Here is a 13,012-nt window from a genome sequence, read left to right on the forward strand (position 1 = left end):
AATTTACCGTTTTGGTCAACCATCAGCTAACAACTATCAACTATTCAAGATAATTCGGCAATATTTGTTATTTTTACCGAAGGTTTTAGTGGTTGCTTATGCTCTTTAGTAAAAAAGAGCTTACCTGTTAGATACATTAAAGCTCGAGTCTTCTCATGATTCTACGTTTCAATCTGGCGGGTCTTGAATACAAATACCCTATGCAAACAAAAAATATTGCTATCGTAGGAAGCGGCCTGGTTGGTTCGCTCTTAGCTCTTTACCTTAGAAAGCGTAATTATAGCGTGACCGTTTTTGATAGAAGACCAGATATAAGAACAATCGAATTCAGTGGTCGTTCTATCAATCTTGCTATGTCTGTAAGAGGATGGAAAACTCTTGATAACATAGGAATTGGAGATGAAGTGAGAAAACTGGCAATCCCAATGCATAAAAGAACTATGCATGTAACTGGTGAGCCGGTTTATCATCAATACTATGGAAAAGATGGGGAAGCTATTTTTTCGATCCCTAGAGGAATATTAAATAAAAAAATGATTACGCTGGCTGAAAATGCTGGAGTAGTTTTCAGATTTAATGAGAAAGTTTGGGATATCGACTTACCTGAAGCTAAAATCTATACTGGCGAGACAGAAAAAAGTGAATGGAAAGAGTATCAATATGATATGATTTTTGGATGTGATGGCGCCTTTTCCAGAGTGCGACATAAAATGCAAAGAAGAAGCAGGTTCAACTATTCACAAAAATTTCTGAATACTGGGTACAAAGAGTTAGGAATTCCACCTAATCCAGATGGAAGTCATAAGCTAGACAAGAACTCACTTCACATTTGGCCAAGAGGTAAGTTTATGCTAATCGCATTGCCTAACCTTGATGGTAGTTTTACTTGCACATTATTTATGCCTCATGAAGGGGAAAATTCATTTGAAACATTGACAAATGATGATCAAGTAAGAAAATTTTGGAAACAACATTTTTCTGATACTATTGCCATCATGCCTACATTGTTGAATGACTTCAAAAATAACCCTACAAGTGCTTTGGTTACCATAAAGTGTTATCCCTGGACCTACTGGAATAAAGTGGCTCTGGTAGGAGATTCGGCCCACGCTATTGTACCTTTTTATGGACAAGGAATGAATGCAGGATTTGAAGATATTTCTGTCCTTGATGAAATTATAGAGAAGTTAGGAGATGATAATTGGGAAGCTATTTTCGAAACGTATCAAAAGGCTCGAAAACCTAATGCCGATGCCATTGCCGAACTATCCTATCGTAACTTCATAGAAATGAGTAGTAAAACTGCTGATCCAGAATTTTTACTACGAAAAAAGATAGAAAAAAGATTTGCTGAAAAATATCCTAATAAATGGATGCCTCTGTATTCAAGAGTTACTTTTAGCCATCGCCCTTATGCTGAAGCCTTAGAAACAGGAGAGTATCAAGCTGCCATAATGGATCAAGTTATGGAAATGGATAACATAGAATCTATTTGGGATAGTGATGAGGTTGAACAGTATATATTTGAACTATTGAATGCAAAAAAATATAACTTTCAGAATTAATCATCTCAACGATATCCATAAAAAAGAAATGGGCAAAATTGTATTTTAATTGGTTTTACCCATTTCCTAGTTAAATTTTAGAATTATTTATTTCCGCTTAGTTTACTATACAGGGCATCCTGCATTGCTAACACAAGTATAGAAACACCAATCGTAATCATTTCCGCATCGAGCAGCGCAATGGGCTCTAATTGAAGTACATGGATTCCCACCGCCATGAATAAGGCTGGTCTCATTGCGTTTTAACTTGCGATAATTTGACTGTTTAAGTTTTTCAAAATTTTTCATGATTTTAGGTTTTAAAAGTTATATTTTATAGAGCAATTGTTTAAAATTGTACTATAAAAATTTAAAAAGGTATGAACAAAAGTGCATACTTTTGATTCTAAAATTTAAGTATTTTTAAAAGGCTACTAATATTCTAATGTGTTAATTAACCTTATTTTAGGAAATTTTATGTTAAGGTTATTAGAAATAATAGTTTGTAGTTTAGGAGTGGTATTGTTATGATTTTGCGTAAATTCTATTTATATTTTTTTTAACCAAGAATACGTTTTAACCACTTAAATTTGGTTTTGCTATAAGGAGGGTACTTCAAATTTGGTTCTATCCAAAAGGGTTTCTGAAGGACACTTTTATAGTGTGAAAAAGTTTCAAAACCATATTTCCCGTGATAATTTCCTATGCCACTGTCGCCAACGCCACCAAAAGGAAGAGTTTGCTCTGTAAAATGCATAACAGCATCATTAACAGCGCCACCACCAAAAGAAATTTCAGTTAATATCTTCTTTTTTATAGTGCTATTTTTTGTAAATACATAACAAGAAAGGGGTTTAGACAATTGTCTGACTTTTTGAATTGCTTCTTCAATAGTATCAAAGGAAAGTATCGGTAAAATAGGACCAAAGATTTCATCTTCCATAACTTTATCTGAAAAATCTACGTTCTTCATCACCGTCGGAGGAATCACTCTCTCTTCTTTATTGCCTTTACCTCCTAAATAGATTTTATCTTGTTCGATCATGCCGATAAGCCGCTCAAAATTTTTATCATTAATGATTTGAGTATAATTGTCATTATCGACGTGATACTCTGATTGATCGATGTATTTTTTTACCGCAGTTAAGAACTTATCTTTTATACCAGATTGAACCATAACATAATCTGGAGCAATACAAGTCTGGCCAGCGTTCAAAAACTTAGCCCAAACCAATCGTTTCGCTGTCATATCGACATTTACATCTTTGGTAATAATGGCTGGGCTTTTTCCTCCCAATTCGAGTGTCACCGGTGTCAAATGCTTAGCTGCTGCTTGATAGATAATTTTTCCTACAGGAACGCTTCCTGTAAAGAATATTTTATCAAATTTTACATCCAGTAGGTCTGTAGTTTCTTGTACTCCTCCTTCAACGACCTTAAAAAAATTAGGATCAAAATTCTCATTAATAAGTTGGGCCATAGTAGCGGAAGTACGAGAAGGAACCTCGCTTGGCTTAAGTATAACCGTACAACCTGCAGCAATAGCCGCAACTGCAGGACAAAGCGAAAGCTGATATGGATAGTTCCACGCTCCTATAACCAAAACCGTTCCATAGGGTTCTGGTATAATATAGCTTTTTCCAGGTAGATTCGCTAAACCAATAGAGGCTCTCTTTTGTCTAGCCCATTTTTTTACCTTTTTGATTGCCAGATCAATTTCATGATAAATTATAGATAACTCTGTGGTATAGGTCTCAAATTCAGACTTTTTAAAATCCTTATAAATAGACTCATAAAGCTGATTTTCGTTCTTTTTTAGAATATCCTTGAGACGTTTTAATTCTTTAATTCTGAACGAAATGTTTTTTGTAGTATGAGTATTAAAAAACGCACGTTGCTGATTTATTATCTCTTGATAATTCATAATGGAAGGAATGATCTATACGTTAAAATCTAAAAGAACTAAGTTAAGCTTTTTGTTTTTTAACTTCAAGCTCCCGTTGCATTTGTTTTACCGTCAGCGTACTACCGTCATGGCTCCACCCAGGAGGACCAAAAATATACATGAATTTATGATACCAGTTTTTGGATCTTTTAGTATCATTCCAGATGTCTTTATACTCGTGGGTAAGAATTACCCAGGGATTATAAGAGTTAGGTGCATGCGTTACACCATATTGTACTTCTATATCTTCATCAAGTTCTTTCCAGGTACCAAACATTTTGTCAAATATATTGAGAAATCCTCCATGGTTTTTATCCATATATTCTACATTTTTTGCATGATGTACTTGATGCATCGTATGCGTATTAAAAACCTTTTCGATGAACCCCATTTTTGGGATGTAAACAGAATGTAACTGGAATTGCCATAAAGCTTCTATTCCCAAACAGACTACAACCATCTCAGGCGGAAAACCTATAGCAGGTAACCACATATAAAATAACGGTTTGTATAAAATAGTAAACCATCCATTTCTAACAGCTGTACCCAAATTAAAATTGTCTGAAGAGTGATGAACAATATGTGCAGCCCATAAGGCTCTTACCATATGATTTTGTCTGTGAAACCAGTAATACGTAAAGTCATCTAACAATTGGCAGAGTAACCAAACGTACCATGCATATCCAAAAGATTCCCATCCAAAAATGTTAGTACGAATGCCATTAATTTCAGGGTTAAATATATCATAAACATAATTGAAAATGACAATAGCAGAGATCGTTTTGATTAAGGGGGCTAATAATGCAGATCCAACACCCATAAACAAACTGGCACCTAGATCTTTCCATTCATATAAATTCTTGTTTTTGTGATCATGAGCTTTGCTGTAAGTAAGTTCTAACAGAATTAAGCCTAAAAAACAAGGTACTCCATAAACTAAGGGGTTAGTAAAATCCATTCTTTTTCCGTTCAATTTTTATAGGGGCAGAATATAGTAAGATTTTTTAGTAAATCTTTAACTATGTAATTCTAATTCGCATGAACGCTATTTTTTTAACGATTGTCTAATGAAAAAAGTATGTTTTGAAAAGATAAAACTTCTTAGGGACCTTATTTCATACTTCCCCCAAGAGCAACAAATGCATCCAGAACATTTTGTAATGCCTTTTTTTCTGTTTTGCTCACGGTTTTGGTATATACATCATCTTCTCCAACAAATTTGATTTTGGCTGTTTTACTTGATGCAATTTTTTCAGTTAGTTGAATGTCGCGACTTTTAATAACTCGATCCAACCATTCTCTCTTTCCTCCAGATATTTTTTTGGCTTTAAATTCTCCAGGAGTATCTTCTTCTATCTCAAAAATTTCTCCATCTACACTTATTTCTATTCTTTGTAAATGAAGCCATTTCTTTTTAGAATAATAATTGATGGATAATCCTATCCAGGGCTTTTTTTCTTTCTTACCAATATAAGTTTGTATATAGCTTTTATTATTCAATGTAGAGGAAGATGGATCGGTATACCAGGTAACGTCATCATTAATGTCGTATTTCACTTTCATTTTGGTAATAGCCTCTTCATTATTTTCAGAATTTTCATCGGTATTTTCTTCGTCAACGTTATCATCCAAAGGGGCTTTGTCTTGTCTACTGGTTCTCGCGGTTTCTAATATTTTGTTTTCGACTTTTTTAAGTAGCCTTTTACCTTGCTTAGCCTCATTAGAATTAGCATATTTTGCAACTAAAGTTTGAAGGCGCTCCCTGCTTTTTGTATACTCTGCAGCATCGTAATCTGAAGTCGCTTTTTCAAGTATTTGGGTAGGCGTAAGTTCGCATTCAGCTAGTTCTTTTTTTAGGTCTTCATTCTCTTTCTTTACCTTTTCGAAGTCGGCTTGCGGGACACCACAACCAATAGTAAATATTAAGAATAAAACATAGGAGGTTAGTCTAACATTTTTCATAAGTAGGTAATTTATAGGACTGTTTTAGATGTTAAATTTTGAACCTCAATATACTAAAAAAGTGTTAACAGTCATAATTTTACGTGTAAACCGTAAAAATTACCTTCAGATAATGTGTTATTTTTTAAATAATTCAGACATGTCTTTAAAGGATTTGAATTCGAGAGCATTTCCGCAGGGGTCGTAGAAAAACATAGTGCCTTGTTCACCCACTTGCCCTTTAAACCTTATGTAAGGTTTAATAACAAATTCAATTTTTTTTTCTATTAGCATATCGGCTAAGTTTTGCCAGTTTTCCCATTGAAGAATAATTCCAAAGTGGGGTACGGGAACATCTTTTCCATCAACAGGATTTGTATAATTATCTTCTGAATCCAATTTTTCTTTATAATGAATAACAAGTTGATGGCCAAAAAAATTAAAATCCACCCAATGATCACTACTTCGACCTTCTTCCAGTTCTAAAATTTTGTTATAGAAGTTTCTGGCTTTTTTTAAGTCATCTACCGGGATAGCTAAATGAAAAGGAGATAGAGTACTACTCATAATTTAAGATTTACAAACAATATGTAAAGTACTTATTTCAGAAAAAGGAATAAAAGATATGCTTAGAAAATTATGAATTAATTAACAGCAAGTTTTATTTTAACGTTCTCTTCGTTTTTTACTTCTTGGTCTGGTTGACTCTTTTCTACTCGTTTTTCGCTGCTTTGGTGTCGGGGTTTGGATGATTGAAGCTTCTTCTGTTTTGCTCGAATCTTCAACATCAGAATTAATAACTTTCAGTTCATTCTCGGTTAAATACCGCCATTTACCAACTGGAACATCCAGGGAGACGTTCATGATCCTAATTCTTTTTAAAGTAACCACCTCATACCCTAAATATTCGCACATTCTACGAATCTGACGATTAAGCCCTTGTGTAAGTACAATTCTAAAGGTATACTTGCTAAGTTGCTCAACTTCGCATTTTCTTGTAACCGTATCTAATATAGGAATGCCATTACTCATTCGTTTTATAAACTGAGAATTAATAAGTTTATTAACAGTAACTATATATTCTTTTTCGTGATTATTTCGAGCTCGAAGGATTTTGTTGACGATATCCCCGTCGCTCGTCAAAAAAATGAGTCCTTCACTAGGTTTATCTAATCTCCCGATAGGAAAAATACGCTTAGGATAATTTATGTAATCTACAATGTTATCTTTTTCATTTTGTGCAGTGGTGCAAACAATACCTACAGGTTTATTAAAAGCAAGATAAACATGTTTTTCTTTGGGTTGATGAATTAATTCGCCATCTACCCGTACAACATCATCGACGGCAACTTTGATCCCCATTTCTGGTACTTTGCCATTGATAGTTACGCGGCCTTGATCGATTAATCTATCAGCTTCTCGGCGCGAACAATATCCAACTTCGCTTAGGTATTTATTAAGTCTTGTGAGTTTAGAATTTTCCACATGCAAAGGTGGCTATAATAATTAAGCTTTCAAAAAATCAATAATCATATTGTCTACCTCTTCAAAAAATAATGAATGTCCGTAATTTTCTGTAGTAATAAATTGTACATTACTCCAGTTTTTTCCAATGGCTTTGGCTTCTCTGTATGGGGCAATATCATCATGTTTATCATGAATTAACAGGCCATTATTTGTAATTTTTTTTGCAAAATCTGAAACGGAGAATTCTTCAAAATAGAAATTGTGCTTATCCTTGAAATGTTGATTTAAAGCCTTCATAAATTTGGGTGAAAGTTTTAGGACGCGTTGATATCCTTTCATAATTCGAGACAATTCTGAAGGAGGTGCCAATACTACCATTTTCTGTACTTCTGGATTGGGATAACTATACTGATGAAATATGGTAGTCATACCTCCAACTGAATGACCTACCAAATGATTAGGTCTATATAGCTCTATTATTTTTTGGAGACACTCTGTATATAAAGGGACGTTGAGAATTTTTCCCGAAGAATTTCCGTGAGCAGGAGCGTCAAAAGCAATAATGTTGTACCCTTTTTTGTGTAATTTTAAAATAAGTGTCTTCCACCGGTGTGTATTGCTTTCCCAACCATGAACCATTAATATGGTTTCTCCCATACTGGGCCAGCGATAGGTTTGGATTTTGGTTTCGCCAATCAAGATCCTTTCATCTTCTGCATCTTCTAGAAAACCTTCTTGTTCAGGTAAAATTCTTCCTTTTCTTGGCGTACAAAAAAGAACATACGCTTTGCGAACTGCTTTTTTGGGATAAAAGATGAACAGAAATTGGAAGTATTTTCCAATTAAGACAGGTAAATATTTTTCTAGTTTTTCTTTCATTCGTCTTCTCTGTGTACAGCTTCCATAGAAAATGCAGGAAGACAAATGGCAAGATACTCACATTCTTGGTCAAATGGATTAGAATATTGAATTCTTGTGTTTTTTTCAATTTTAATAGATTGTCCTGCCTCTAATACAATAGTTTCATTCTCAATGACAAATTGTTTTTTACCTTTGATGACATAGGTGTATTCATCAAATTCTGGAGTTTGAAAGGGTTCGCTCCATCCGGGAGGGGCTATCATATGAGCAATACTAATATTAGAATTTCCGTCTGTTGCTTTTCCAAAATGTTCCTCAATTAATTTTCCGTCTGTCGTGGGAACTATAAATGGAGTTTTTTGAATGCTATATTTTTTACTCATAATTTTTTAATTCACATCCCAATGTATCCAAAAATGCTTAATATTTGCAGAATCAGGAATATCTGAGACTTCAATTTTGGTATCAGTATTAGATTGAAACTTCTTTGGCAATTCTTTCTTGTCAATAGTAAAATATGCTTGGATACTATCAATAAAAATTACTGCCGTACTTAATGTATTATTAATCTTTGATATTGTATAATGATCTTTGATGTCTTTAAAAGTACTACTTGACGATAGTCCAGAATTGGTTTTGTATCTGGGGTCAATAATTTGTATGTTTTGTATGGTAGATGTCGGATCAGATTCCTTTGTAACCTCCAAAACAAGAAGTTTAGCACCCCCTTTTTCAAATATTTCTATTTCATTAGTATTTCTTAAAGACTGATCTCCAATCTTAATTTTTACTATAGAATCCTTGGCAAAGATAGAATCTAGTTGATGTACTCTAATTTCGTTAGTTAAAAGTCCTATTCTATGATGCGAAATGTCGAAAGGATTTGGTTTTTCTTCATTTTGACAATTAAAAAGTAATGTTGATAGAATAAGAATCTGAAAAAATCTGTTTGTCATGGCTTACTTTAAATAAATAATTTATTATTAAACGTAAATTATCTAATCTGCATATAATCAAAATTTTTAAATTGTCAGATAGAATTCGAAAACGAGGATTATTTTATCTTTTTAATCTGTATTTTTGATTCTAGCTCAAACTCATTTCAATAACTTATTTAAGACCCCCAAGGCGCCTCTAATAAAAGTTGCACTGGTCAATACTTTAATGACCGCTTTTTCTGTGGTGCTTGTTCTTCTACTTCTAGAGCGAGAACTCGATGAGGTTTTATTCAACTTCTCTCTTTCTTTTTTTGCAGCCGCTTTAGCTTCTTCAGCTTCAGCTTTTTCAATTTTTTCAGCTAGAAGTTCGTATGCGCTTTCTCTATCGATTTCTTCATTATACTTAGAAATAAGGTTTGACTTTTTAAGTAACTTTTTAAGTTCCTCTGGACTCAATATATCCATTCTACTCATAGGAGCTCTTAGCATGGTGGCTGCCAGAGGGGTAGGGCGACCTTTTTCATCAAGAGCAGATATTAATGCTTCTCCTATTCCTAACGAAGTCAGTATTTCCTTGGTATCATAATATTCTGAAATCGGATAGTTTTCTGCTGTCAATTTTATAGCTTTTCGATCTTTGGCTGTAAATGCTCTTAGGGCATGTTGTACTTTAAGCCCTAATTGACCTAAAACTCCATCGGGTACATCGGTTGGATTTTGAGTTACAAAATACAGTCCTACGCCTTTTGATCGAATTAGTTTTACAATACTTTCTATCTGATCCATCAGGGCATTAGAAGCTTGCTTAAAAATTAGATGAGCTTCATCCAGAAAAATAACTAATTCTGGCCTTTCGCTATCACCTTGTTCAGGAAAAGTACTATAAATTTCCGCCAAGAGACTTAACATAAATGTTGAGAACAGTTTTGGCCTATCCTGGATATCGGTTAATCTAATAATATTGATCATACCCCTACCACTTTCGTCTATCCGACATAAATCCTGAACGTCAAAAGATTTTTCTCCAAAAAACAGATCTGCTCCTTGTTGTTCTAGTTCAACAATTTTACGTAAAATTGATCCTGTAGAAGCAGTAGAAATACGGCCGTAATCTTTTTCGAGCTCTTTTTTACCTTCTTGCGTTGAGAATTGTAGCACTTTTTTTAGATCTTTTAAATCTAACAACGGTAATTTATTATCGTCACAATATTTAAAGATAATAGAGATAATGCCTGCTTGTGTTTCAGTAACATCTAAAATACGAGACAACAGTACAGGTCCAAACTCACTTACTGTCGCTCTAAGTCTGATCCCATCTTGCTCTGAAAGAGAAAGTATTTCAACTGGGAAAGCCTTTGCTGTAAATGGAATTCCAATTTTTTCATGTCTTTCATCAATTTTTGGATGCCCTGGACTTGCAGCAGCAATTCCACTTAAATCTCCCTTTATATCCATTAATAGCACAGGAATCCCTTTTTCACTTAAATTTTCAGCAATTACCTGTAAGGTTTTGGTTTTACCAGTACCAGTTGCACCTGCAATAAGTCCGTGTCGGTTTAACGTTTTTAAGGGTACTTTTACATGGGCATTAGTCACGGTCTCACCATTATACATGGCAGCTCCCATAGTTATAAAATCACCCTTGGTTTTATAGCCCTCATTTATATGATCCAAAAATGCCTGTTGGTCACTCATAGTAGATTTATTTTTGATAAAAATAGGAATCTTAACTTTTCTATTGAAATTATAAGCTATTTTTAATGTGAAGTAGAAGTATAATCGCAATTTTTGGAAAGTTTTATCTATGAAAAGAATAGTATTTATAATATGCATTAACGTAATATTATTGGGCTGTAATACCGAACATGCAAACGTTGTCTTTCACAAGACTCATGAACCTAAGAAATCTGAAGCTCCTTTTTCTGATGTAGTCCAGGTTAATCATCTGTTTTTTCTTTCTGGTCAGGTAGGAATGGATCATGCAACACGCAAATTGGTTGAAGGCGGGATCAAGGCCGAAACCCAACAAACTTTAGAAAATATTAAAGCTGTCTTAGAACATCATGGTATGAAAATGAATGATGTTGTAAAGTGTACGGTGATTCTATCCGATATCAAGGATTTTACTGTGTTTAATGACGTTTATAAAACGTATTTTCCACAAAAACCTGCTCGTACCACCTTTGCCGCAAAAGATTTGGCAGTAGGGGCCAAAATAGAAATCGAATGTGTAGCCGTAAAGAAATGATTTCAGATTGCAGAATCGTAACCAATATTTGTTAGATATTTCTTTTATGTTGTGTACCTTTGCGGCCTTATGCAAGAGAGTACACAAGAATTAGTGAATACTGGTAAAATGCTTCCTTTAATGGAAGAGTTTTATACTATTCAGGGAGAAGGATATCATAAAGGAACTGCCGCTTATTTTGTGAGGATAGGAGGATGTGATGTTGGTTGTCATTGGTGTGATGTAAAAGAAAGCTGGAATGCCGATTTACACCCTCCAACAGATACCAAAAAAATAGTAGAAAATGCAGTGCGATATAGCGATGTAGTTGTAGTTACAGGAGGGGAACCATTAACATGGGATATGACCTTGCTTACCAAAGAACTTAAAAGCAGAGGGGCTCAAACCCATATAGAGACTTCTGGCGCATACCCGCTAACCGGGGATTGGGATTGGATCTGTTTATCGCCTAAAAAAATAAAGTTGCCAAAAGAGGAAATTTACAATGTAGCTAATGAGTTAAAATGTATTGTCTATAATAAAAGTGACTTTGAATTTGCCGAAGAGCAGGCATCCAAGGTTTCGAAGGACTGTATTCTGTATCTCCAACCAGAATGGAGCGTTCGTGATAAAATAATACCATTAATTGTAGATTATGTGATGAATAACCCTAAGTGGCGCGTGTCTCTTCAGACCCATAAATATTTAAACATTCCGTAAAAATGTTCACAAATTCAGTTTTTGGTTGATTCCAAATAATTGTACAAGTAATAGGTAATAAACATATTACGGTTAAACCGTATTTTAGGGGTATATTCCCCTAAAATATTAGTCAGACGAGAAAGAAAACACCTACTTTTTCATTTTTTTTAATAATTATTTCAGCTTTTTATCTATCGTTTTGCAGTTCGTGTCGAAATGTTAATTCTTATTTGAATATTCATAGTAATATAATTCTTAATAGTTTTTAAATTTGATAAGTAATTAAAAATCAATAAACTATGAAGAATTTTTACTCAATTTTAGGACTAAACTTTAAAACTATATTCAGTTTTATAAGCGATTTACCAAGTGCATCTCGTTACGCAATTCGTAGATAGTGATCATACATATCAATAAATATTAATTTTTGTTATTATCTACATGTTGTAAAGTTTTTTAATTGATAGGTTTTCAATTAAGGCGGCCTGTTTTGTAGGAAAAAGCAACATATTTTTTGTAAGTCTTTACTTGAGTTTTGTATGTTGATCTATATAAAGTGTGATTCGTCAAAAAAAATAAATTTATTATTTAGGGCACTTCATTTTTTGATTTTCATTACCTAAATTTATTACTAATTAACTTTTAATTGTATTCAAAAATGAATAGATTTTTTACAATTTTAGGTCTTGGTTTTAAATCTTTTATTGGATTTATAAAAGACCTGCCTGGTGCTTCTGGAAGTGCGATGCGCAAGTAGTGCATTCACTTAAGCAGATTAAAATGCGAAGAACTTAAAATATTTACTTTTATATATAATAAAAGAGACTGTCCCCAAATGGTATGGTCTCTTTTTTTATAAATTCAAAGTAAACTAGGGAAAATATTGCAGAATTTTAGACTGGTTACTATTGAAAAATATTAATTTTTAAAAAAATTGATTTTTTCAGAATTTAATTTGACATATTCTATTTGTAGATCAGGGGAGAAAACCCCTAAATTGTTGATTTTATTTGTAAGGGGTTTCTTCTTTATTTAGCGACGGAATATCAAATTTGTGTATTACACCGTAATTGAAATAGTATTTATCTAAAATTTTCTTCTGTGAGTGTTAATTTTTTCATCTTCTTAGGGGATGAGTATTACCTTTGTATAACAATTTAAAAATCAAAAAATTATGAAGCTATTTTACGGTATTTTGGTGATTGATATTAAAGCATTAAAATCTTTTTTAAGGCAGTTACCAGCAGCGTGTAGCCACGCTATTCATAGATAAGATTTTTTCTATGGGGCATTTAAGAAATGAACAGAGTTTTATTAGGTAAGACTGGAAGATGTAATGTATAGAATTTGGGGAAATTACCCCATTTTCCTAGTAAAAAATGATTTA

13 protein-coding genes are annotated in these 13,012 nt (G+C 33.4%); 3 read left to right on the forward strand and 10 right to left on the reverse strand.

Going from position 1 to position 13,012, the window contains the following annotated elements; all coding sequences use genetic code 11:
• The first annotated feature begins 200 nt into the window (after positions 1-200).
• On the forward strand, positions 201-1,565 hold the full coding sequence (locus ACFSJT_RS09240; protein ID WP_378319975.1) for an FAD-dependent oxidoreductase: 1,365 nt from the start codon (positions 201-203) through the stop codon (positions 1,563-1,565).
• 83 nt (positions 1,566-1,648) lie between these two features.
• Here the strand turns inward: ACFSJT_RS09240 and ACFSJT_RS09245 are convergent, their stop codons facing one another.
• The 10 genes from ACFSJT_RS09245 to ACFSJT_RS09290 form a co-directional block, all read right to left on the reverse strand.
• Positions 1,649-1,801, reverse strand: a complete 153-nt coding sequence (locus ACFSJT_RS09245) for a hypothetical protein (RefSeq protein WP_378319976.1) — start codon at positions 1,799-1,801, stop codon at positions 1,649-1,651.
• A gap of 302 nt (positions 1,802-2,103) precedes the next feature.
• On the reverse strand, positions 2,104-3,468 hold the full coding sequence (locus ACFSJT_RS09250; RefSeq protein WP_378319977.1) for an aldehyde dehydrogenase: 1,365 nt from the start codon (positions 3,466-3,468) through the stop codon (positions 2,104-2,106).
• Between the two features lie 43 nt (positions 3,469-3,511).
• Positions 3,512-4,447: a sterol desaturase family protein gene (locus tag ACFSJT_RS09255; protein ID WP_378319978.1), complete on the reverse strand. Its 936-nt coding sequence runs from the start codon at positions 4,445-4,447 to the stop codon at positions 3,512-3,514.
• Positions 4,448-4,599: 152 nt separating this feature from the next.
• Entirely contained in the window at positions 4,600-5,451 is an 852-nt protein-coding gene (locus ACFSJT_RS09260) for a hypothetical protein (RefSeq protein WP_378319979.1), read from the reverse strand.
• A 117-nt stretch (positions 5,452-5,568) separates the two neighbouring features.
• Positions 5,569-5,997: a VOC family protein gene (locus ACFSJT_RS09265; RefSeq protein WP_378319980.1), complete on the reverse strand. Its 429-nt coding sequence runs from the start codon at positions 5,995-5,997 to the stop codon at positions 5,569-5,571.
• Positions 5,998-6,096: 99 nt separating this feature from the next.
• A complete protein-coding gene (gene rluF / locus ACFSJT_RS09270; RefSeq protein ID WP_378319981.1) occupies positions 6,097-6,915 on the reverse strand; it encodes a 23S rRNA pseudouridine(2604) synthase RluF in 819 nt (272 codons plus the stop codon).
• A gap of 21 nt (positions 6,916-6,936) precedes the next feature.
• Positions 6,937-7,776 carry an alpha/beta hydrolase gene (locus ACFSJT_RS09275; protein WP_378319982.1) on the reverse strand — a complete coding sequence of 280 codons (840 nt, stop codon included), beginning with the start codon at positions 7,774-7,776 and terminating at the stop codon, positions 6,937-6,939.
• Positions 7,773-8,141 carry a cupin domain-containing protein gene (locus ACFSJT_RS09280; RefSeq protein WP_378319983.1) on the reverse strand — a complete coding sequence of 123 codons (369 nt, stop codon included), beginning with the start codon at positions 8,139-8,141 and terminating at the stop codon, positions 7,773-7,775. The genes ACFSJT_RS09275 and ACFSJT_RS09280 overlap by 4 nt, the downstream gene beginning before the upstream one ends.
• Positions 8,142-8,147: 6 nt before the next feature.
• Complete coding sequence (locus ACFSJT_RS09285) at positions 8,148-8,714, reverse strand: hypothetical protein (protein ID WP_378319984.1); 567 nt, start codon at positions 8,712-8,714, stop codon at positions 8,148-8,150.
• Positions 8,715-8,855: 141 nt separating this feature from the next.
• A complete protein-coding gene (locus ACFSJT_RS09290) occupies positions 8,856-10,391 on the reverse strand; it encodes a helicase HerA-like domain-containing protein (RefSeq protein ID WP_378319985.1) in 1,536 nt (511 codons plus the stop codon).
• A gap of 109 nt (positions 10,392-10,500) precedes the next feature.
• On the opposite strand from ACFSJT_RS09290, the gene ACFSJT_RS09295 reads away from it, so the two are divergent.
• Together ACFSJT_RS09295 and ACFSJT_RS09300 are read left to right on the forward strand one after the other, a co-directional pair.
• On the forward strand, positions 10,501-10,944 hold the full coding sequence (locus ACFSJT_RS09295) for a RidA family protein (protein WP_378319986.1): 444 nt from the start codon (positions 10,501-10,503) through the stop codon (positions 10,942-10,944).
• A 69-nt stretch (positions 10,945-11,013) separates the two neighbouring features.
• Positions 11,014-11,643 (forward strand): 7-carboxy-7-deazaguanine synthase QueE, encoded by a 630-nt coding sequence (locus ACFSJT_RS09300; RefSeq protein WP_378319987.1) that lies wholly within the window; start codon positions 11,014-11,016, stop codon positions 11,641-11,643.
• Positions 11,644-13,012: the final 1,369 nt, after the last annotated feature.

Source organism: Aquimarina celericrescens (assembly GCF_042682765.1).
Lineage (GTDB): Bacteria > Bacteroidota > Bacteroidia > Flavobacteriales > Flavobacteriaceae > Aquimarina > Aquimarina celericrescens.